The 19,992-nt window shown below is 62.9% G+C and carries 21 protein-coding genes and 1 pseudogene; 11 read left to right on the top strand and 11 right to left on the bottom strand.

What is annotated here, in order from left to right; translation table 11 throughout:
- Nucleotides 1–235, bottom strand: a pseudogene (locus B3B04_RS13975) (hypothetical protein); the annotation flags it as partial.
- Nucleotides 232–609 (bottom strand): chromosomal replication initiator DnaA, encoded by a 378-nt coding sequence (locus tag B3B04_RS13970; protein ID WP_292043744.1) that lies wholly within the window; start codon nt 607–609, stop codon nt 232–234. The pseudogene B3B04_RS13975 and the gene B3B04_RS13970, both read right to left, overlap by 4 nt.
- A gap of 376 nt (nt 610–985) precedes the next feature.
- On the opposite strand from B3B04_RS13970, the gene ctrA reads away from it, so the two are divergent.
- Nucleotides 986–1,687: a response regulator transcription factor CtrA gene (ctrA, locus tag B3B04_RS13965; RefSeq protein WP_242913718.1), complete on the top strand. Its 702-nt coding sequence runs from the start codon at nt 986–988 to the stop codon at nt 1,685–1,687.
- A gap of 58 nt (nt 1,688–1,745) precedes the next feature.
- Here ctrA and B3B04_RS13960 read toward each other — a convergent pair whose 3' ends face one another.
- A complete protein-coding gene (locus B3B04_RS13960) occupies nt 1,746–2,660 on the bottom strand; it encodes an oxygenase MpaB family protein (RefSeq protein WP_292043743.1) in 915 nt (304 codons plus the stop codon).
- 74 nt (nt 2,661–2,734) lie between these two features.
- On the opposite strand from B3B04_RS13960, the gene B3B04_RS13955 reads away from it, so the two are divergent.
- The gene (locus tag B3B04_RS13955) at nt 2,735–3,304 is read left to right on the top strand and encodes a nitronate monooxygenase (RefSeq protein WP_292043741.1); all 570 of its coding nucleotides are present in this window, start codon (nt 2,735–2,737) and stop codon (nt 3,302–3,304) included.
- Here the strand turns inward: B3B04_RS13955 and B3B04_RS13950 are convergent.
- From B3B04_RS13950 to fliI, 3 genes are read right to left on the bottom strand one after another with little or no spacing between them, the layout of a single operon-like run.
- Nucleotides 3,277–4,389, bottom strand: coding sequence for an endo-1,4-beta-xylanase (locus tag B3B04_RS13950; protein ID WP_292043740.1), 1,113 nt, complete (start codon nt 4,387–4,389; stop codon nt 3,277–3,279). The genes B3B04_RS13955 and B3B04_RS13950 overlap by 28 nt on opposite strands.
- Before the next feature lie 5 nt (nt 4,390–4,394).
- Entirely contained in the window at nt 4,395–4,808 is a 414-nt protein-coding gene (locus B3B04_RS13945; RefSeq protein WP_292043739.1) for a flagellar FliJ family protein, read from the bottom strand.
- A 13-nt stretch (nt 4,809–4,821) separates the two neighbouring features.
- On the bottom strand, nt 4,822–6,165 hold the full coding sequence (gene fliI, locus B3B04_RS13940) for a flagellar protein export ATPase FliI (protein WP_292043738.1): 1,344 nt from the start codon (nt 6,163–6,165) through the stop codon (nt 4,822–4,824).
- A 194-nt stretch (nt 6,166–6,359) separates the two neighbouring features.
- On the opposite strand from fliI, the gene B3B04_RS13935 reads away from it, so the two are divergent.
- Nucleotides 6,360–7,880 carry a methyl-accepting chemotaxis protein gene (locus B3B04_RS13935; protein ID WP_409514424.1) on the top strand — a complete coding sequence of 507 codons (1,521 nt, stop codon included), beginning with the start codon at nt 6,360–6,362 and terminating at the stop codon, nt 7,878–7,880.
- 268 nt (nt 7,881–8,148) lie between these two features.
- On the opposite strand, the gene B3B04_RS13930 is transcribed toward B3B04_RS13935, so the two are convergent.
- Nucleotides 8,149–9,072: an EamA family transporter gene (locus tag B3B04_RS13930; protein WP_292043736.1), complete on the bottom strand. Its 924-nt coding sequence runs from the start codon at nt 9,070–9,072 to the stop codon at nt 8,149–8,151.
- 85 nt (nt 9,073–9,157) lie between these two features.
- On the opposite strand from B3B04_RS13930, the gene B3B04_RS13925 reads away from it, so the two are divergent.
- The 5 genes from B3B04_RS13925 (at nt 9,158) to B3B04_RS13905 (ending at nt 13,342) form a co-directional block, all read left to right on the top strand.
- On the top strand, nt 9,158–9,643 hold the full coding sequence (locus B3B04_RS13925) for an Lrp/AsnC family transcriptional regulator (RefSeq protein ID WP_292043735.1): 486 nt from the start codon (nt 9,158–9,160) through the stop codon (nt 9,641–9,643).
- Nucleotides 9,644–9,647: 4 nt separating this feature from the next.
- Nucleotides 9,648–10,133, top strand: a complete 486-nt coding sequence (locus B3B04_RS13920; protein WP_292043733.1) for a hypothetical protein — start codon at nt 9,648–9,650, stop codon at nt 10,131–10,133.
- Between the two features lie 84 nt (nt 10,134–10,217).
- Entirely contained in the window at nt 10,218–11,198 is a 981-nt protein-coding gene (gene cysK, locus B3B04_RS13915; RefSeq protein WP_292043731.1) for a cysteine synthase A, read from the top strand.
- A 138-nt stretch (nt 11,199–11,336) separates the two neighbouring features.
- On the top strand, nt 11,337–12,539 hold the full coding sequence (locus B3B04_RS13910; RefSeq protein ID WP_292043730.1) for a DUF2336 domain-containing protein: 1,203 nt from the start codon (nt 11,337–11,339) through the stop codon (nt 12,537–12,539).
- 374 nt (nt 12,540–12,913) lie between these two features.
- Entirely contained in the window at nt 12,914–13,342 is a 429-nt protein-coding gene (locus B3B04_RS13905; protein WP_292043729.1) for a MucR family transcriptional regulator, read from the top strand.
- 74 nt (nt 13,343–13,416) lie between these two features.
- On the opposite strand, the gene B3B04_RS13900 is transcribed toward B3B04_RS13905, so the two are convergent.
- The 3 genes from B3B04_RS13900 to B3B04_RS13890 form a co-directional block, all read right to left on the bottom strand.
- Nucleotides 13,417–14,520, bottom strand: coding sequence for a DUF2336 domain-containing protein (locus tag B3B04_RS13900; RefSeq protein ID WP_292043727.1), 1,104 nt, complete (start codon nt 14,518–14,520; stop codon nt 13,417–13,419).
- 13 nt (nt 14,521–14,533) lie between these two features.
- On the bottom strand, nt 14,534–14,962 hold the full coding sequence (locus tag B3B04_RS13895; RefSeq protein WP_292043726.1) for a hypothetical protein: 429 nt from the start codon (nt 14,960–14,962) through the stop codon (nt 14,534–14,536).
- Between the two features lie 79 nt (nt 14,963–15,041).
- Nucleotides 15,042–16,061 (bottom strand): ABC transporter substrate-binding protein, encoded by a 1,020-nt coding sequence (locus B3B04_RS13890; RefSeq protein ID WP_292043724.1) that lies wholly within the window; start codon nt 16,059–16,061, stop codon nt 15,042–15,044.
- 209 nt (nt 16,062–16,270) lie between these two features.
- On the opposite strand from B3B04_RS13890, the gene B3B04_RS13885 reads away from it, so the two are divergent.
- Nucleotides 16,271–17,164: a hypothetical protein gene (locus B3B04_RS13885; RefSeq protein WP_292043722.1), complete on the top strand. Its 894-nt coding sequence runs from the start codon at nt 16,271–16,273 to the stop codon at nt 17,162–17,164.
- A 39-nt stretch (nt 17,165–17,203) separates the two neighbouring features.
- Here the strand turns inward: B3B04_RS13885 and B3B04_RS13880 are convergent, their stop codons facing one another.
- Nucleotides 17,204–19,015: an ABC-F family ATP-binding cassette domain-containing protein gene (locus B3B04_RS13880; protein WP_292043721.1), complete on the bottom strand. Its 1,812-nt coding sequence runs from the start codon at nt 19,013–19,015 to the stop codon at nt 17,204–17,206.
- A gap of 77 nt (nt 19,016–19,092) precedes the next feature.
- On the opposite strand from B3B04_RS13880, the gene B3B04_RS13875 reads away from it, so the two are divergent.
- Together B3B04_RS13875 and B3B04_RS13870 are read left to right on the top strand one after the other, a co-directional pair.
- A complete protein-coding gene (locus B3B04_RS13875) occupies nt 19,093–19,431 on the top strand; it encodes an SMR family transporter (protein ID WP_292043719.1) in 339 nt (112 codons plus the stop codon).
- A gap of 58 nt (nt 19,432–19,489) precedes the next feature.
- Nucleotides 19,490–19,984 carry a YcgN family cysteine cluster protein gene (locus B3B04_RS13870; protein ID WP_292043718.1) on the top strand — a complete coding sequence of 165 codons (495 nt, stop codon included), beginning with the start codon at nt 19,490–19,492 and terminating at the stop codon, nt 19,982–19,984.
- Nucleotides 19,985–19,992 lie beyond the last annotated feature (8 nt).

Below are 19,992 nucleotides of genomic sequence, written 5' to 3'. Positions count from 1 at the left end.
GCGGGCTGCTGCGTTCGGGCGATTGATGGCGCGGGTGCCAACCGCCGCCCTTGCGGCGGCGCAGGCCCGGCTGTTCGATCACGGCGCGAAAGGCGGGCTCATCCAGCATCAGCACCACGCGGCCCCGACGATCCCCGCCCAGTCGCAGCGGATAGCCGCCGGGGGTCTCATCCAGCCATGCGTCGGGACGTTGTAGCAGGCGGCGGGCACGTTCGGTCAGACGGGCGGCGCTCATTTACGGCCTCCAAAGGCTGTTTCCGGATGCAGATCCACCACAGGCAACTCCATGACGCCGCGCAGGGCCCCCTCAAGCCCGTCCATCAGCAGGTCATAGTCATCACGGTCGCGCTCGTCCTCGGCCCAGCGACAGGCGGTCGAGGCGGTGGCGCGGTTCAGGCCAAAGGCATGCGCCACTCTTTCCAGCGGCCAGCCGAACGAGACATGGGCCAAATACATGGCCGACCACCGTGCGCGGCAGGCGCGAACACGCACCCGCTCGCGGCGGTTCATTTCTTCAACAGGAATATGAAAGGCCAGAGCGGAAAGACTGAGTGCGGCGTCGGCCCGGATGCGGTCCCCCTCAAGCACCGGAACGCGATAGGTCTGCATAGGTTGGTAATCTCCAAACACCGATACGCGAACATCATGGGTCAGTCGGATTGGTAGGCTAGGAAAATCTTCCTATCGTGCGTCAGCTTCGGACGTGCCGCCTTGGAAAGCTTGGCATTACAGTCGCGCATTGAGTGAATTGTCTGGGGATGAATCGCGCACGCTGTGTGTCGAGCGCGGGTGTCTTAATAAAATTAACCATTTCTGATCGAATCGTTGACTCACCCCCTAGACGACGATTCGCAAATCAGCCTAGGCGTTTCATATCGGGACCCGTTAACCATTCTTAAGCTTTTTAACCGTTAACGTACGAACAAGGTTACCCGGATCGCGCAGTAGGCGCGGTTTCAGCCAAGCTTTGCCTGGAGGGGCATGAATGCGCGTCCTGTTGATTGAAGATGATCACGCCACGGCTCAAAGCATTGAGCTGATGCTGAAGTCGGAAGGCTTCAACGTTTACACCACCGATCTGGGTGAAGAAGGCATCGATCTGGGCAAGATCTATGACTACGATCTGATCCTGCTTGATCTCAACTTGCCGGACATGAGCGGCCTTGAGGTTCTGCGCCAGCTGCGCAACGGCAAGGTCAATACGCCGGTCATGATCCTCTCGGGCAGCCACGAGATTGAAACCAAGGTCAAGACCTTCGGCGGCGGTGCCGACGACTATCTGACCAAGCCGTTCCACAAGGATGAGCTGATCGCCCGCACCCACGCTGTGGTGCGCCGCTCCAAGGGTCACGCACAAGCCATCATCCACACCGGCGAGATCGCTGTGAACCTCGACGCCAAGACCGTCGAAGTGAACGGCCACCGCGTGCATCTGACCGGCAAGGAATACCAGATGCTGGAGCTGCTTTCCCTGCGCAAGGGCACGACCCTGACCAAGGAAATGTTCCTGAACCACCTGTACGGTGGCATGGACGAGCCGGAACTGAAGATCATCGACGTCTTCATCTGCAAGCTGCGCAAGAAGCTGGCGACCGCTGCCGGTGGCAAACACTACATCGAAACCGTCTGGGGCCGTGGCTATGTGCTGCGCGACCCGTCGGAAGTCGGCCAGATCATCGCCGCCTAAGTCGTCCGTAACCGATTTGAAAACGCCCGCTGGAAACAGCGGGCGTTTTTCGTTGGGCCTAGCGGCGGCGGTACAGATAGTCGGCCGGCAGGCCCAGACGCACGCAGGACTGGGCGGCGGGCGACTGGCGCAGCGGGATGCGCTCGGCCCCGCGCGCCAGCGCCTTGACCAGCGGCACCTGCCAAGCGGCCAGACCGTCCGAGGGTTTCAGCCCTACAATGTCGGCAACCTGCGGCGGCACCAGATCGATGGCGGCGCGGATCAGCAGATGCTGGACAGGGCGGGCATAGGCCGGAAAGGCTTTTGCCTTGCGCATGATGTCCAGAAACTCGAACACAATGGGCGAGGGCGTCAGCCTGGGCGTCATGGCGGCCAGCTGTGCCTGCCATTCCCGCTCGGACTGCGGTGCGCCGACTGCGCCATAGAGGATGGCGGTCGGATAGGCTCCGGCCCAGGCGTTGTCGCGCTCAAGAGCGCTGAGCGGACGCACGAAACGGTGGAAGGCTTCGGTAAAGCCATAGCCCGCCGTAGCCTGGACCCAGTCCAGCAGCTCGATGTCATTGGCGTGGTAGGGGCGGCCATCGTCGGCCAGTCCGGTTACGCGGCTGTGGCGGCGGCGGATGCCGGCGATCATAGCCTCGGCCTTGGAGGCGGGGGCGTAGACGGTCACCATGGCCGCCAGCCCCGTACGCTTCAGGCGCGGGACGGGATCGGTACGGAAGCTGGTGTGGTCCCACACGCCCGCCCGCACCCGCGCCTCGACCAGTTCGAGGATAACGGCGGTGACCCCGCCGATGAACAGGCTGATCGGGTTTTTGAAAACCTGCCACGAGATGCTGTCGTGGGCGATCAGGGCCGCCTCTCCGACGGGCTGGGTAAAGTCGAAGCGCGGCATGTCTTCGGGCTGCATATAGTCGGCAGCAGCTTGGTCTATTCGACGCTGGATCGGCTCTGTCAGGGGTGTAGGGGCCATATATAGCTAACCTATTGGGACAGGGCCTGTTCCGTCATAGTCGGACGCTAGAACGTCGTCGTAGGGAGATGGACGTGGTGCAGACAAGCCTCTCAAACCTGATAGGGCTGACCTATCCGGTGTTTCAGGCCCCGGTGGCGGGTGTTTCCACGCCGGCCATGGCCGCGGCGGTCACGCGGGCCGGAGGCCTTTGCGCGCTGGGGCTGGGAGCGTCTACGCCGCAGGCCGCCGAACTGGCCATGGCTGAGTTCCGCGCGCTGTGCGACGGGCCGCTGCACGCCAATCTGTTCTGCCATTCCGAGCCACAGCGCGATGAAGCCACAGAGGCCGATGAAAGCGCCGCCGATACCGCCTATCGCGCGCGGTTGGCTGCGGGCGGCCAGACGGTGATGACCCGCGTCATTTCCGGTCGGCCTGCACGCTGCCTGACCAACGGGTTCACCGCCCTGACCGAAGGTGTCGATCCGGCGGATGTGCCCGACTATCCGGTCGCCTATGATCAGGGCAAGGCGCTGAATGCAGCGGCCAAGGCGGCGGGCGACGGGCACTATGGCGCGCAATGGTCCGGCACAGGCGCGGGGCGCGCCAAGGCTCTGCCAGCCGGTCAGATCATGGCTCAGCTGGTGGCCGAACTGGTGTCCTGACGCCAGCCGTCGCCAAGAGCGCGGGCGATAGCGGTGGGGTGACCATTGGCGTCAAAAGCCAGCGGACTGTCCTTGCCATCGTCATAGCGACCGCGACGGAGCCATGAGTCGGTGTCCCGCACGCCCCAAAGCGTTAAGGAGTATCGCTGTTCTTCGGGTAAGGAATGGAAAGCAAAGCTTAATTCCTTAACGCGTTCAATCTGTTGCCTGATCCGATATGAAACAGTTCTGACGTCTGGGGTGCCATCACCGCGTCGTCTTGAGGCATCCAATTCGGACACATGCAGGGGCAGGCCGAACTGTGCCGCTTGCTGAATGAAGCGGGTGATCTGGCCTTCGGGGATTTCAATATCGAGGTGGCTTTGGGTGCCGATGCCGCCGATGGGCGCTCCGGCCTTCAGCAGGCGCTCGACCAGATTGAGGAAGGTCGCGCCCTTCTTGGGGTTATTTTCAAGATTGTAGTCGTTGATGAACAGGACGGCGTCGGGGTCTGCCAGCTTGGCCTGTTCAAAGGCGCGGACCATGTGGTCGATCTCGCCCAGGTTTTGCCCCCAGTGGTGCTGGCGCAGGCCCTCGCCGTTTTCGGCCACGGCCTCGTTGACCACATCCCAGCCGCGCACCCGTCCGGCATAGCGGGCCGCGACGGTAGCGATATAGGTGTCGAACTGCTGGCGATAGTCGGCGGGGGACAGGCCGCGGAACGCCTCTTCGCCTTGGGAGTACCAGATCAGGGTGGTGGCATGCAGGCCCATGCCGTGGCGCGCGGCCCAGTCCACAATCCGGTCGGACGCGTCAAAGCGATAGCCGTCGCCATGACTGGCCCGCGAAGTGAGGATGTATTCCATCTTCATCTCCCACTCGGGCGTGATCTGGTTGAAATGGGTCTGGGCCAGACGCGCCCAGTCCGGATCATCCAACTGGCCGCTCATGGCGCAGGTGCCGACGGGGTAGGGCACCTGTGATTTCAGGGGGGCGATGGGGCCGACCGGATCGGGGCCTTCGTCAAACGGGAAACAGCCACCGAGCAACGGCGAAGTCGTCGCCGCCGTTAAGCCCAGACACAGTTGACGGCGCGACGGCAGCAAGCGGATCAGTGTCCGCTGCGGCGGCGCAGGCCCATTTCGTCAAAGCTGGCCGACTCGCGCTTGTTGGCGGCGATACGAGCGTTGATCTTGGCGACCTCGGCGACGTGCTCGAACTTTTTCAGTTCTTCAAACGCGGCGGTCAGAGCGTCACGCGCCCCTTCTTCCTCGCGTTGCAGGGCGGCGACCATGCCTTCGGCCTCGGCGCGGCGCAGTTTCCAGCCGTTCAGATAGGCGCGCAGCAGGCTGGCATGTTGGGGATCGGCGCTGGCCTGCGCCTTTTCGCCCTCGGCCTCGGCGTCCAGCATGACCAGTTTCAGCTCTGCATCGGCACGGCGCGCGGCGATCTCGGCCATGCGCTTTTGCAGGGTCTCGACCTCATAATTGGTGAGGCGGATCAGGGATTGAGCCCACGCGGTCATGCGGCGTCTCCGGTCAAGCTTCTAGCATGCCCATGTTGAGGATGGATTCAAGTCTGTCGAAACTGTCGGCCAGACGGGTCACGTCTTCCTTGTCCTGACGCAGGAAGTCTTCCAGCATCGGGTTCAGGGCGATGGCGCGGTCAACGATGGGGTCGGCCCCGCTGCGATAGGCCCCGATCTTGATCAGCTCTTCCATGTTCGAATAGGCCGACAGGCACTGGCGGGCGCGGCGGTTGATCTCGCGTTCGCGCATGTCCTGACATTCGGGCATGGTCCGGCTGACGGACTTCAGCACATCAATGGCGGGGAAACGCCCGCGCACGGCGATCTTGCGGTCCATGACGATGTGGCCATCCAGAATACCGCGCACGGCATCGGCAATGGGTTCATCATGGTCGCCGCCGTCAACCAGTACGGTGAACAGGGCGGTGATGGGACCCGCTTGGCGACCATCGGGCAGGCGCGGGCCGGGGCCGGCGCGTTCCAACAGCTTGGGCAGTTCGGTGAAGACGGTGGGGGTGTAACCCTTGGTCGTCGGGGGCTCGCCTGCGGCCAGACCAATCTCGCGTTGGGCCATGGCGAAACGGGTCACAGAATCCATCAGGCACAGGACCTCAAGACCCTGATCGCGGAAGAACTCGGCCACGGCCATGGTCATATAGGCGGCTTGTCGGCGTTTCAGCGCAGGCTCGTCAGAGGTGGCGACCACGACGACGGCGCGGCGCAGGCCCTCTTCGCCCAGCGTCTCCTCGATGAACTCGCGGACTTCGCGGCCCCGTTCACCAATCAGGCCGACCACGACCACATCACAGGTGGCCTGACGCGCCAGCATGGACAGCAGCACCGACTTGCCCACGCCCGAGCCAGCAAAAATGCCCAGACGCTGGCCACGGCAGGTGGTGGTAAAAACGTCCATCGAACGCACGCCAAGGTCGAGGCGCTCGCCCACGCGGTCGCGCGAGTGGGCCGGAGGCGGCGAGGCCTTGAGCGTATAGGGGTGCAGGCCTTGGGGTAGGGGGCCCTTGCTGTCGATCGGGTCGCCAAAGGCATCGATGATGCGGCCCAGCCAGCCCGTGGTCGGGCTGACGGAGGCGGCGGTGTCCAGCACGCGGATGTCGGCACCCGGCGTAATGCCTTCCACCGGACCATAGGGCATCAGCAGGGCCTTGGCGTCGCGAAAGCCGACCACTTCGGCGGCAAGGGGCGGCAGGCCTCGGCGGCTGATTTCGGCGCGGGCCCCGACTGCGAGACGCGAAAGTCCGCCCCGGCTTTCGATCAGCAAACCGCTAACGCCCGCCACCTTACCGGTGACGACCACAGGGTCGATCGCTTCGGCGGCGGCAATGAGCTGGCGCAAGGCGGAGGATCCTAAAAGCCAAAAATCCTTATGGCGCGGACGGTTAAGCTTGCTGTGCCGTGATTATGGTTAATGAGGGGTAAAGCTTTGAGCATAGGTTTTGTGCGTAACGCTGTTATTACACAAAAACAGGGTTTTCCGCGCAGGTTGTAGGGACATTCGGCCAGACTCCCGTCGGCCTGATCCACGGAAAAATGCCTATGTTCAGAAAGAACCGCCCCTCGTCGATCGACACGGCCCGTCTCGAAGAACTCGAACGGCGCATGGCCGCCATTGGCCGTTCGCAGGCTGTGATCGAATTCGAGTTGGATGGCACCATCATCGATGCCAACGATAATTTGCTCAAAACGATGGGCTATACGCTGGACGAAATCCGCGGCCAGCATCACCGCATGTTTATGGACCCGGCCGAAGCCGCGAGCGCGGAATATGCCGCCTTCTGGCGCGAGCTGAACGAAGGGCGCTTTGTCGCCAAGAAGTTCCGCCGCATGGCCAAGGGGCAGCGCGAAGTGTGGCTGGAGGCCAGCTATAATCCGGTGCTGGATGACACGGGACGCGCGGTGAAGGTGGTCAAACTGGCCATCAATATCACCGAGGCCGAACAGGCCGCCCGCAAGGCCGAGGCGGAGCGTCAGGCCGCCGAAGCCGCCCAGAACCGTCTAGTCGAAGTGCTGGCAGAGAACCTGTCGAAATTGTCCAGCGGTGACCTGCGTGCGGCCATCGATGCGCAGATGGAAGGCGCACACCAACGGGTGAAGGACGACTTTAACGGTGCCACTGCCAGCCTGCGCAGCGCACTGGATCAGGTGCTGGATGCGGTGTCGGTGCTGAAGACCGGCTCTGAAGAGATTTCCAACTCGGCAGACGATCTGTCGCGCCGTACCGAACAACAGGCCGCCAGTCTGGAAGAGACGGCAGCGGCTCTGGACGAGATCACCGCCACCGTGCAGCGCAGCGCCGAAGGCGCGCGTCAGGCCTCGACAGCCGCGATTGCGGCCCGCACGGAGACCGAACGCTCGGGCGAGGTGATGCAAAAGGCGGTCACGGCCATGGACGGTATTTCGCGCCGTTCCGCCGAGATCGGTGACATTATCGGCGTAATCGACGAGATCGCCTTCCAGACCAATCTGTTGGCCCTGAATGCGGGCGTGGAAGCGGCGCGGGCAGGCGAGAGCGGTCGCGGCTTTGCGGTGGTGGCTTCCGAAGTCCGCACCCTGGCCCAGCGATCTGCCGAGGCGGCCAAGGAGATCAAGGCCCTGATCTCGGCCTCTGCACAGGAGGTGGCCGAGGGCGTGAAGCTGGTGGGTGAATCCGGCCGTGCGCTGGAGACCATTGCCGCCAAGGTGGCCGAGATGGATGCGCTGGCCGCAGAGATCGCCTCATCGGCGCAGGAACAGGCCACCGGTCTGGGGCAGGTGAATGCTGCTGTGAACCAGATGGATCAGGTCACCCAGCAAAACGCCGCCATGGTGGAGCAAACCACGGCCGCGGCGGCGGGCCTGCAAAACGAAACCCGACAGCTGGCAGCGCTGGTGTCCCGCTTCAATACCGGCCGCGTGGCCGAGCCGGTGTCGAATGCGGCGCAGTTCCGCCCGCAAACCCAACGTCCCCCCCATAGCCTTCAATCCGGGCCACCGCCCGCGCTTGAAGCCCAGAGATCTCGACTCAGAGCAGTGGTCAACGGTCCCCCCGCCGAAGACTGGTCAGAGTTCTGATCGAGGCGGCCCCGGTTTATCTCCCCCCTCCTTGTCGACCGGGGTCGCAACCTTCTCCCCCCAGTAACTCGCTAGGCCCTGTTTGCGTCACATAGGAACAGGGCAGGTCCAAAGTGTTCGTTCGGCCAATCCCCCAACCCCTGTTGTCCGCCGAACGCCTTGGCCCAGTTTTCAGTGTGTGTCCCCTCGAAAACTCAAAAGCCCCTGTCCGTGGTGGACAGGGGCTTTCTTTACGCGCGAGACCTTGCGAGGGGAGAAGGTGCAGGAGTCAGGCAGCAGCCTTTTGAACCGCCGCCGTCGCCAGCTTTTCCTTCTTTTTCTCGCGCGTAGTGGTGAGCACCGTGCCGACCGAAGCGGTCATCACGGCGGCAATGGCGAGCCATTGGGTGAAGGTCAGGGCCTCGCCCAGCAGCAGCAGTCCGGCCAGAGCGCCCACGGCGGGGTCGGCACTCACAGCCACGCCAAAGGTGCGCTTGGGGATGGATTTCAGCGCGATCATGTCCAGCGAATAGGGCAGGGCACTGGAGGCCAGAGCCACCAGTACACCCATGGCCAGCAGACCGGGTGCCAACAAAGTCGCGCCGGCGGTCACTGCGCCGAACGGCACCACGACAATGGCAGCCATCGACATCCCCAAGGCGACCGTCGCCCCCGAGGGGAGGTGGCTGACGCGCTGGCCATACACAATGTACAGCGCCCAAAACACGGCGGCCGCACCGGCCCACGCGCAGCCGACCGGATCAAGCGTCGAAACCCCGCCCGAAATCGGCAGCAGCAGGCTGAGGCCCGCAGCGGCGATCAGAACCCACACAAAATGCAGCGGGCGACGCGCATTAAACAGCGCTACCGACAGCGGTCCGGTGAACTCGATCGCCAGAGCAATGCCCAGCGGAATAGTGTTCAAGGAGAGATAGAAGCACAGGTTCATCAGACCCATGACCGCGCCGTACAGCGCCAGCCCGCGCAGGTCTTTGCGTGTGAAGCTATGACGCCACGGACGAAAAACGGCCAACAAAATCAAGGCCGAGAGACCTACGCGCAAGGCGGCAGTCCCCATGGGACCCGCCACGGGAAACAGGGTCTTGGCGAAGGAGGTGCCAAGCGACAGGGACAGAATGCCGCCGATGAGTGCGAGGTAAGGCACATACGGCAGCAGACCTTGGAAGCGGGGGAGGGAGGTACTGCGGAACATGCCGCAGATGTAGCGAAAACGGCATAACCGGTCTTGGCGATTTCACTTGATCGCGCGCAAGAAAACGGCGTTAATACGAGTTATCATGCAAGAAACGCTAACACTCGACGATTTCGACCATCGGCTCCTGGATCTGGTCCGGCAGAACAATCTGACCCCTGCGCGGGTGTTGGCCGAACAGGTGGGGCTGTCGGAATCGGCGGTGTCGCGACGCCTGCGCCGCCTGCGAGAGGGCGGGATCATCGTGGCCGACGTGGCCGTGGTGGATCGCGGGCGGCTGGAAAAGGCACTGACCATGCATGTGCTGGTCGAGATGGAGCGCGAGGGCACAGCGGTCATCGACGCCCTGATCGACAAGCTGAAGGCCCGCAAAGAGGTCCATGGCATGTGGTATATCACCGGCCATGTGGACCTGATCCTGTATGTCGTGGTGCCCGACATGCAAGCCTATGATGTCTTCACGCGTGAGGCGCTGAACGACGATGCGCGGGTGCGGAACTTTACGACCTTGTTGACGATCCGCGAGGTCATGCCGTTTGATCCTTCCCAGAGAGTGGTTTCGCGAGGATAGCCGCATGAATACATCGCTGGCACTCATCGGGGCGGTTGGCGGTGTCGTTCTGACGCTGTGCTCGGCCACACTGGCGCAGGCCTGTGTGCCCTTGCCCGGACCACGCTGGGATTTGATCCCTCAAGAGGGCGGCAAGGGTATCGCGATTGCCCGCGTCGTATCTGTGGTGCCTGACGGCGGCGACGATTTTACGGACTATGTGAGGGCCGAGGTCGAAACACTGGAAACCTTGCAGGGAGAGGTGCCGAAGCGCTTTTCGATACGGGGTGTCGGCGAACGCAGGGTCGATCCCTCGGACATAACTATGTGGTGTGGGCAGTTGATGACCGAGAAGCCCGGCGATGTGGTCATGGCTGTGGAGTTCGGCCAGGACGACTATAGATTTTTGATGGGGCAGCAGATTGCGGCAGCCTATGCGGATCGGATGGAAGCTTATCGCCGATCCACGCAAGATAATCGCCAAGGCCCAGCTTTTCTAAATAGCTTTTGAGAAAACCTGCGCGGCGTCGGCTTGTGACGCGGAGTATACGCGCTATGTCCTTATTCATGTTCCATCGCCTGAGGAGATCGACCCATGTCCAACACCGCCTATGATGCCAGCCGCCACAAGAAGGCCGGACGCGGCAAGGTGTTCGACAGCATCGTCGATACGATTGGCGATACCCCGCTCGTGGCGCTGCCGAACCTGACCAAGGAATACCAGCCCAAGGCCCGCGTGCTGGCCAAGCTGGAGTTCTTCAACCCGATCGCTTCGGTGAAAGACCGTATCGGCGTGGCCATGGTCGAGGCGCTGGAACAGGCAGGCAAGATTGCACCGGGCGCGACCCTGATCGAGCCGACCAGCGGCAACACCGGCATTGCGCTGGCCTTTGTGGCCGCCGCCAAAGGCTATAAGCTGATCCTGTGCATGCCCGAGAGCATGTCGATCGAGCGTCGCAAGATGCTGGCCCTGCTGGGTGCCAAGCTGGAGCTGACGCCGGCAGAGAAGGGCATGAAGGGCGCGATTGCCCGCGCCGAGGAACTGCTGAACGAAATCCCCGGTGCGGTGTCTCCGGCCCAGTTCGAGAATGAAGCCAACCCGGCCATTCACGAGGTCAGCACCGCCGAGGAAATCTGGAACGATACGGCGGGCAGCGTCGATGTCGTGGTATCCGGTGTAGGCACCGGTGGCACGATCACGGGCGTGGGCCATGCGCTGAAAGCCAAAAAAGCCGGCATCAAGATGATCGCGGTCGAGCCGACGGCCTCGCCGGTATTGTCTGGCGGTGCGCCGGGTCCGCACAAGATTCAGGGCATTGGCGCAGGCTTTGTGCCGCCGGTGATCGACACGGACGTGATCGACGCCGTGGAGCAGGTGTCGAACGAGGATGCCTTCGAGATGGCCCGCAAGGTCGCCGCCAAGGAAGGCATTCCGGTGGGGATTTCCTCGGGCGCGGCTCTGACCGCCGCCTTCCGTCTGGCCGCACAGGAAGAGTATTCGGGCAAGACCATCGTGGTCATCATCCCCAGCTTCGCGGAGCGCTATTTGTCGACGGCGCTGTTCGAAGGGCTGTAATCCCCGGTTCGTACTGGGATCAATAAAGCACACTTCGTGCTGAACTGACTGAAAACGGGCCGCCTTTTGCCAGAAGGGCGGCTCGTCACTGCTGATTAACTGGCTTGGTTTTACAGTGGCGCTATGGAAAGCGCCGCCATGAAGCCCATCCCCGACGATATTGCCTCTGAAGGCGGCCGTGCGCGCCTCATCCTGTTGCGCCGGCTAAGCGACGTTGTCAGCCTGCCGGAGAGCCGCATCAACGCTTTCGAGCGTTCGGTGGTGGCCGATCTGCTGATAGACGTGCTGCGTCAGGCGACGCTGGAAGACCGTCGCCGCGTGGCAGCGCGTCTGGTGCATCTGACCGATATTCCGAACAATCTGTGCCGCCTGCTGCTGCGCGACGACATTGTGGTGGCGCGTGAACTGCTGGACGAGTGTGCCTCGCTGAACGATCACGATCTGGTCGGTTGTGTGAACGAGGCCAGCGCCGACCACTGCCGCCATATCGCCGCCCGCCGTGGCCTGTCGGAGACCGTGACCCACGCGCTGATCCAGCGGGGCGAGGCCGACATTATACAGGTGGTGCTGCACAATAACGACGCGCGGATCGCCACCACGTCGCTGGAAGCTGTCGTGGCCATGAGCCGACATACACCGGAGCTGTGCGCGGGGCTTTTGAAACGTCCCGAACTGCGCCCCTCCAGTGCCTATGTCATGTTCTGGTGGTGCAACGAAGACGAGCGCAGCGTGATACTGCGGCGGTTTGCTGTGTCGCGCGAGGTTCTACAGTCTTCGGTCAATGACCTGTTCGCTTTGACACAGGATGAGCCCAAGGAAGACCCTGTCGTCAAACGGGCGTTGCAGTTTATCGAAAGGCGCCAGCGTAGCCGCGAGGCGGCACAGGCATCGGCGCAACAGAACCTCGAGGGCGTGATCTCTGTGGCGGCAGACAAAGGTCTGACGCCGGAGCTGGTGGCCGAGATCGGTCTACTGGCAGGTGTGAAGCCGTTGACGGCAGCCAAGATACTCAGCGACGAGGGCGGCGAGTCTATCGCCGTACTGTGTAAAGCTACAGGTTTGACCCGCCGCTATCTGAAGTTGCTGTGGCAGGCGATGCGCAGGCCGTTGGGGACTGAGTCGGCTGTTGATCCGCGCTGGCAGCGTGTGCTGGTCACCTATGAGATGCTGGCCGTGGAGCGCGCCCAGACCGTGATCCGGTACTGGAACTGGGCGCTGACGTCTGCTCTGACGCCCGAGTTGATACACGCTATCCGCGAAGGCGAAGAGCATTTGATCGATGCCTTCTCGGCAGCGGAGCGCGCCGCAATGCTGGCGCTGGCTGACGACCTCAGAAGCTAGACCCTTCGAAAATTTCCAAATGCCTATGCTTTAAGTTGCTGGGTGTTAATAGGAAAATTGCTTTTAACCGAGCGATTTAACCAAGCATAGATTATGCTTGGGCGGCTTTTAGCCGACTTAACTGGGCTATACTTATTCGACGGATCAGGATTCAACCAACACGGGGTTGGATCCGTCGACGGGCCGCTACGATTACGCGGGCGATATCTATTCAAAACTTAGCATATCGTCAGAACGTCAAAGTTCACGACACCGCACATCAGATGTGCACTATTGATTGTTCGCAAGATATTGCTAAAGGAATGGGCAAGAGAAATGTGTTCCGTGGATTTCAAATCCACATAATTACTGCGCAGCGGGAGCGACAGACCAAAATGGAAGAAAAGCCAGAACTACTCGAAATGACGGCTGATATCGTATCGGCCTACGTCAGCAATAATATGGTACCGGCTGAAGCCGTACCGGCCCTGATTTCTCAGGTGCACGCTGCGCTGACCGGTATTTCGAGCGAGCCGGTCGAGGCTGAGCCGGAACCGCGTGAGCCTGCCGTTCCTGTTCGCAAGTCGATCACTCCGGATTTCCTGATCTGTCTGGAAGATGGTCGCAAGTTCAAGTCGCTGAAGCGTCACCTGCGCACCAAATACAATATGTCGCCGGAAGAATACCGCGAGAAGTGGGGTCTGCCGAAAGACTATCCGATGGTTGCTCCGAACTATGCCAAGGCCCGCTCTGATCTGGCCAAGCAAATGGGTCTGGGCCAGGGCGGTCGTAAGCCGGCTCGCACCACCCGCGCCAAGAAGTAATCCGGTCCCGGACCAGATAAGCAAAACGCCCGCTCTGCACAGAGCGGGCGTTTTGTTTTGGTCGCGACAAACACTCAGGCGGCGGACTGCATAGCCGCGCGGCGGGTGCGCCAGAAACGCAAGGTGCGCTGGGCCGTATCCTTGTCCAGTGCCATGTAAAGCGCACCGTATGAGCGCGCCTTGCCCATGGCATTGCCGTCATTGTTCAATAGAACCACGGCATAGGTCAGGAACAGGGCCTTATCCAGATCGGCCGCGCGGCAGACCACGGCCAGGGCATCCAGTTCACGACGCTCGACAATATTGCGGGCGGTGTGGAAGTCGATGTCGGCCAGTTGTGACAGCGCGATCAGGAAACAGGTGCGGCTGCCCGAGCGCAGGAAGCGCGCCAGAACAGCGGGGGTCAGCTGGCTGGCGGCTCTGAGTTCTTCTACATATGCGAGGCTTTCCGCATAGTCCGGCGGCAGGCTGCCGTCATCGGTGGCCACGCGGGCGCGCCCTGCGGCCAGCGCCTGTTCCAGTTCTTCGGGGCTGAGGCGGCTGTTTTCCTCGAGAATCTTGCTGCGCAGGCGCTCTTCGACCACGAAATACATTTCGTTCAGCAGGTCGATCGGCAGGGCGGCGCGGTTGACGGTCACATCGTGCAGATCGGGATTGGCCTTGGCGCGGTCGACGGCGGTTTCGCTGGCGGCGCGGGACAGGCGGGCCCCTTCGTTGGACAACAGGGCGTGCAGGGTCGCGTCATCGCCGTGTTCGACAATGGCGTCAGACACGGCCTCGGTCACGGTTTCGCGGCGGCTGACGGCACGCATGTGGTCTTGGCCACGGTTCTTGATCACATGGATCAGGTCGGCGTCGGTCAGGACGGGCGAATGCGTCAGGACGGGCGCGGCGACGGCCAGTTCATCCTGCGCCAGTTGGCGGACCAGTTGGCGCGGGGCGTCGGAGGTATGGGCGAAGCGGCGGGCGATTTCGGCGCGCACTTCATCTTCCATGGCGCGGGTCAGGTCACCCAGAACCGCACCATACAGGTCCTGTTCTACAGGCGTGCGTTCGGGCGTGCCGAAGAAGCTGTCGGTCAGCTCGCGCAGCAGGGTGCGCCGTGCGGCGCTGTCCGACTGCTTGGCCAAGGTCATTAGCTCGGGCAGGCGGGTGATGATCTGTGATCCGGCGGACATGGACGGGTGAACTCTAATAATCGTCGCTGGAGGGAACGGGACGCAGACGGCCATGGGTGTCGCGAAGGACCTCGGGCGGGGGAGGCGGTGCGGCCAGATCATCGCCGGCCGGCAGACTATCCAGCTGTACCGGCAGGGCGTCCAGATAGACGGGGGCCGGGAGGCTGGGGGTGTCGGGCTGTCGGCCAGCCTGACGGTGAATGGAATAGTAGCGGGCCCCGCCGGGCGTGGCGGGCGGCTGCTGGGCGCTGTTCAGGCGAAAGATCGGAGCATCGGCACGGGGCGCGGCAGGATCGGCCTGAAGCGGCAGGGGGTAATGGGCAATGGATGCACCGCGTGGATAGGCCCAGCCACCGTGGGGAATGACGGGCGCAGGGGCGTGGGCGGACGGCGCAAGGCTGTGTCCTGCCAAAGCCAGATATAGCGCTGCGACAACTGGCAACTGCCAACCCCGAAAACCGCCGCCTGAAAAAGCCAAGCTTGGCCGGTTTACAGAGTCTGGCTTAATCCGAGGCTAACATTCAGCCCTGAGAGGGCAAAAACTGCGTTGTGTAAGCAGAGGACCAGTCCGGTTCGTTGCTGAACGCCTTTTGGGCCTGCTCGGCAAAGGTCTTCCAGCGCTCTTCGGTCATGGTGCCGATGACAGCGGGATCGCCATCGGGGCCGTCGACGATACGGTTCTGGATCAGCAGGTCGCGGGCCATATCCAGCGACCCTTGCGGCGTGGCGGGATTGGCGCGGCGGATCAGGGCGTGGGCCGGTTCGGCATCGCCGGTCAGATAGTCTTTCCAGCCGTCGATCGAGGCGGCGATGAAGTCGCGCAGGGCCTCGGCATTGTCGCGGGCGAAGGCATTGGTGTTGAGCACCAGATTGCCATAGGCGGCATAGCCGTCATCGGCGGGCAGCAGCAGGCGCGTGCGCAGGTCCGGCTCGGCGGCGGCGACCTGAGCCGGTTCGCGGGTCAGAGAGCCGATCAGCAGGCTGTCGGTGTCTTCAAGGAAAGGGGCCAGTGCGCCGGTGTCGGGGCGGGCCAGCTGTTCGGTCTGGAGATCGTACTGGGAGCGCATCCAGACCCAGAATTCGGGCCAGTCGGCATCTTCGACAAACAGCGGGCGCTCGCCGATATCGTTTAGGGTGCGCGGGCCGTCGGCGCGGGCGATGACGACGCGCGGATCCTTCTGGAAGAAGGCGGCGACGGCTTTAACGGGCGCGCGGTCGGACATCATGCGCAGAGCGGCGAAACTGTCCTGCGCCAGACCCAGCTCGGCACTGCCCGATGCCAGATGGCGCGAAACATCTTCGGACGAGTTTACGTGCAGGAACTGGATGTTCAGGTTGCGCTTGGCGTACAGGCCTGTGGCAATGGCCTGATAGAAGCCGCCATGGTCGGCGCGGGCGGGGCCGGGGGTGGCAATGCGCAGGCGGATGCGGCCTTGTTCGTCCGTGGTGGCACGCTGGTCGCAACCGGCCAGCACCGACGGCACGGTCAGTGCGGCGGCTCCGATCAGGAGGTGGCGGCGGTTGGGCGAACGCAAGGTCATGAGCGGATGCAATAAGCATCGGGCTGGGCCTTGGAAAGGGGGCCGCCCCCCGAGACGAAAGGTTTTTGGTGGCAACCTTGGCGGCACGCCCACGTCTTTAGGGTGGGGAAGCCCTGTGCAGGCGCACAAAAAAGGGTGCGATCCTATAGGTTACGCTGTCATGTGAGATTACAAGTCATCCAAGCTTGGCCGTACGGGGATATGCGAAAATGATGTCAGCATGGCTGCTGGGGGCGGTGATCGTGGTGTCCGGCGGGGTGACGCAGGCGGTGCCGTCAGGGCGGCTGAGCCATGTGGCGATACAGGGAACGCGACTGTGTATTCAGGCCCAGACCGGACAGGTGGATCTGCGTGGTCAGGATCGGGCACAGGTCAAGGTCATGGCTCTGCCGTCCGAGACGGGGCCGGGGGGCGTGTTTCTGACGCTGGGGCCAACGGGCTGTGACGTGCTGGTAGGCACGGACGGGACGGCGGCGCGCGAAGGTGTGAAAGACTGGCTGTCGCGCGACGGCGGGGGCTATCGCTGGGTTTCGGTGCCGACGCTGGGTATTCCGGGGCAGGGTGAACGCGGTGACCGCGCCGCATATTATGTGACCGAGGACTATCGGGCGTCGCTAGCGTTGGCCGATACGCGCAATGATATGACGCGGGTGGTGGTCCTGCCGCCAATGGATCCGGACATGCTGCGCCTGAGGGTGGAGACGGCGATCCGTGGCCACGAGCGCGATGCGGGGCAGGCGGTGTTCGATGCGGTAGAGCGTCTATGCACCGGACTGGCCGTGGCGGCGCGCCGGCGCAGCGCCCGCGATAGCCATGAGCTGGAGGCCAATTTCTTTGTCTACACGGGGACAGGTGGCACCTTGCTGCACGGCGGGCCGGTAGAGGATGTGGTGACGGTGCAGGCTGAGGCAGAACGCTGTTTGGTTGGCGCGCACGGGGGCGATGCGGCCAAGGTCGGCGAGTGGCTGGAAAAGCTGACCCGCGCCATGGTCAATGCGGGCTGGTACCACGACGGCGAGGATGTGCTGAGGGTCAATGACGGGCGGGTGGCGCGCCTGTTCCAGCAGGGGCAGGACCTGCTGGTCGAGATTGATCTGCCGTAGGACGTGAAAAAGGCCGGACGGGATGTCCGGCCTTTTTGTTTAGCCGAGGGCGGCTTTCTTCTCTTCGAGTTCGAGCCATTCGAGTTCGATGGCTTCCAGCTCTGCGCGGGCCTTGTCGGCGGCCTTCATGGCCTTGTCGAAGGCGGCGGGATTTTTGCTGTAAAGATCGGGATCGGCCATGAGGGCGTCCTGTTTGGCGATCTCGGCGGGCAGGGTTTCCAGCAGCTTTTCGATTTCTTCCAGACGGCGGGCGTCCTTGTAGGACAGCTTGGTGGACTTTTTAGGTGCAGCGCGGTCAGAAGGCTCCGCCTTCTCGACCCGACGCGCTGCTGGAGGCGCATCATGGGGTTTGGGCGGCTGGATGAAGCCCGGGTTCTGGCGCACGAAGTCCTGCCAGCCGCCGGGGGTCTCGACGATGTCGCCGCGACCGTTCATGGCGATGGTCGAGGTGGCGAGGCGGTCCACGAAGTCACGGTCGTGCGAGACGAGGATCAGGGTGCCGTCATAGCCGTCGAGCAGCTCTTGCAGCTTGTCGAGGGTGTCGATGTCGAGGTCGTTGGTCGGTTCGTCGAGGACCAGCAGGTTGGCCGATTTGGCCAGGGCGCGGGCCAGCAGCAGGCGGTTGCGCTCACCACCCGACAGGGTCGAGATCGGCTGGCGCAGCTGGGCCTCGGAGAAGAGAAAGTCCTTGGCGTAGGCGGCGACGTGTTTGGGGTGGCCGCGCACGATGATGCTGTCACCACCGCCCGGCGTCAGGGCGTCCCACAGGGTCATGTCGGACTTCAGACCCTCGCGGGATTGGTCCAGATAGAGCGGCTCGAGGTTGGCACCCATGCGGACGGTGCCTTCGTCAGGCTCCAACTCGCCCAGCAGCACCTTGACCAGAGTGGTCTTGCCCGCGCCGTTGGGGCCGACAATCGCCAGACGGTCGCCGCGGATGATGCGCGTGGTCAGGTTCTTGAAGATGGTGCGCTCGCCAAAGGATTTGGACACGCCCTTGATGTCGGCGACCAGCTTGCCGGAGATGGCACCGGAATCCACGCCCATATAGAGGTCGCGCGGCACGTCCTTCATCTTCTCGGCGCGCTCGGCACGCAGGGCGGCAAGGTTGCGGGCGCGGCCTTCGTTACGGGTGCGGCGGGCGGTGATGGAGCGGTAGAAGGTCTCGGTCTCGCGCTCGATGGTCTTGGTCAGTTTCTCGAGGGCGACGGCCTCTTCTTCCAGCACCTTGGCGGCCCAGTCGTCGAACTCGGCAAAGCCCTTGGACAGGGTGCGGACCTTGCGGCCTTCCAGCCAGTGGACGGTGTTGGTGACGCGGTTCAGGAAGGCGCGGTCGTGGCTGACGACCAGCACGGCGAAGCGGGCCGCGACCAGCTCTTCTTCGAGCAGTTCGATGGCCAGAATGTCGAGGTGGTTGGTCGGCTCGTCGAGCAGCAGGACTTCCGGCTCTTCGGCGAAGGCCTTGGCCAGCGCGGCGCGGCGGATCTCGCCGCCGGAAAGGCCTTGGGTCGATTTCTCGGGGTTGAGGCCGAAGGTGGTCAGCCAGCTTTCGGCCGTCCACGTCTCGGCAGCGCCGGAGGAGGCATAGTCGAGCAGGGTCTCGCCGGTGATGACGGGTTCCTGCGGCACATAGGCAAAGCGGGTGCCGGCCTGAACGGCGCGGTCGCCGCTGTCGGCTTCGATGTAGCCCATGACCACCTTCATCAGGGTGGACTTGCCGGCACCGTTGCGGCCCACGAGGGCGGCACGGGAGCGGGGCTCTACGGCAAGGTCCACGCCGGAAAACAGCGGGCGCTGTCCGTCCTGAAGGTGGATGTCTTTAAGTGCAACGAGGGGAGGTCTGGCAGCCATGGGGGGGCTATAGCGCGGCGTCGCTTGCTTCGCCATCCATAGGACGACAAGGATGGCACGAGATAAGGAGGCGGTAGATGAACCCGACTGTTTGGCTGACGCTGGGCGGGGCTATCCTGTGCGAAGTGATGGGCACCAGTTTGTTGCAGGCGTCCAACCAGTTTACGCGTCTGTGGCCCACGCTGGGGATGGCGGCCTGCTATCTGGCGGCCTTTTATCTGTTGAGCCTGACCTTGCGCGCCATGCCGGTGGGGATCGCCTATGCGATCTGGAGCGGGCTTGGCGTGGTGCTGATCTCGGTGATCGGATTGGTGGCCTTCAAACAGAGGCTGGATTGGCCCGCCATTCTGGGTCTGGTGATGATCGTAGGCGGCGTGATTGTGATCAATCTGTTTTCCAAAACTGCTGCGCATTAGGCGCTTTCGCCATTAAGACGGGGCGACACGGGCGGTTTTGTCGCCTATGAGCGCGGCCATGTTGCCTTTCTGGAAAACCAAGTCGCTGCCCGAGATGTCCCCGCAGGAGTGGGAGAGCCTGTGTGACGGGTGCGGTCTGTGCTGTCTGGTGCGGTTCGAGGACGAGGACACCGGATTGGTGGTTCCGACCCGTGTGCACTGCAAATTGTTTGATCCAGAGCAATGCTCTTGCACCGATTATGTAAATAGAAAGGCCTTGGTGCCAGATTGCATCAAGCTGACGCCGGGGAACGTCGAAAGCTTGGCGTGGATGCCGAAGTCGTGCGGCTATCGTCGTCTGGCAGAGGGACGCGATCTGGCATGGTGGCACCCGTTGGTGTCAGGCGATCCGGAGACGGTGCACAAAGCAGGGGTGTCAGTGCGCCGCCAGACGATCCCGGAGACGGTGCTTGCCGATGCCGAGGATGCGCTCGATTTCGAAGCGCCGGAGTGGAATGAGGAACGGGGGACCTTGTCCGCCGAAGACAGTGCCAAGGCCATGAACGAGGGCTGAGGCACTTT

The organism is Brevundimonas sp. UBA5713 (genome assembly GCF_002419815.1).
Lineage (GTDB): Bacteria > Pseudomonadota > Alphaproteobacteria > Caulobacterales > Caulobacteraceae > Brevundimonas.
The sequence above is the reverse complement of the archived record's forward strand: the minus strand, read 5'-3'. Positions and strand labels throughout refer to the sequence as shown.

Coding starts and splice junctions, on each gene's coding strand:
- B3B04_RS13960 (WP_292043743.1), bottom strand. CDS start 2,660: ATGGCCCCTACACCCCTGACAGAGCCGATCCAGCGTCGAATAGACCAA.
- B3B04_RS13885 (WP_292043722.1), top strand. CDS start 16,271: ATGATGTCAGCATGGCTGCTGGGGGCGGTGATCGTGGTGTCCGGCGGG.
- B3B04_RS13910 (WP_292043730.1), top strand. CDS start 11,337: ATGAAGCCCATCCCCGACGATATTGCCTCTGAAGGCGGCCGTGCGCGC.
- B3B04_RS13930 (WP_292043736.1), bottom strand. CDS start 9,072: ATGTTCCGCAGTACCTCCCTCCCCCGCTTCCAAGGTCTGCTGCCGTAT.
- B3B04_RS13880 (WP_292043721.1), bottom strand. CDS start 19,015: ATGGCTGCCAGACCTCCCCTCGTTGCACTTAAAGACATCCACCTTCAG.
- B3B04_RS13945 (WP_292043739.1), bottom strand. CDS start 4,808: ATGACCGCGTGGGCTCAATCCCTGATCCGCCTCACCAATTATGAGGTC.
- B3B04_RS13890 (WP_292043724.1), bottom strand. CDS start 16,061: ATGACCTTGCGTTCGCCCAACCGCCGCCACCTCCTGATCGGAGCCGCC.
- B3B04_RS13925 (WP_292043735.1), top strand. CDS start 9,158: ATGCAAGAAACGCTAACACTCGACGATTTCGACCATCGGCTCCTGGAT.
- B3B04_RS13905 (WP_292043729.1), top strand. CDS start 12,914: ATGGAAGAAAAGCCAGAACTACTCGAAATGACGGCTGATATCGTATCG.
- B3B04_RS13875 (WP_292043719.1), top strand. CDS start 19,093: ATGAACCCGACTGTTTGGCTGACGCTGGGCGGGGCTATCCTGTGCGAA.
- B3B04_RS13935 (WP_409514424.1), top strand. CDS start 6,360: ATGCCTATGTTCAGAAAGAACCGCCCCTCGTCGATCGACACGGCCCGT.
- B3B04_RS13920 (WP_292043733.1), top strand. CDS start 9,648: ATGAATACATCGCTGGCACTCATCGGGGCGGTTGGCGGTGTCGTTCTG.
- B3B04_RS13870 (WP_292043718.1), top strand. CDS start 19,490: ATGTTGCCTTTCTGGAAAACCAAGTCGCTGCCCGAGATGTCCCCGCAG.
- B3B04_RS13900 (WP_292043727.1), bottom strand. CDS start 14,520: ATGTCCGCCGGATCACAGATCATCACCCGCCTGCCCGAGCTAATGACC.
- B3B04_RS13970 (WP_292043744.1), bottom strand. CDS start 609: ATGCAGACCTATCGCGTTCCGGTGCTTGAGGGGGACCGCATCCGGGCC.
- ctrA (WP_242913718.1), top strand. CDS start 986: ATGCGCGTCCTGTTGATTGAAGATGATCACGCCACGGCTCAAAGCATT.
- cysK (WP_292043731.1), top strand. CDS start 10,218: ATGTCCAACACCGCCTATGATGCCAGCCGCCACAAGAAGGCCGGACGC.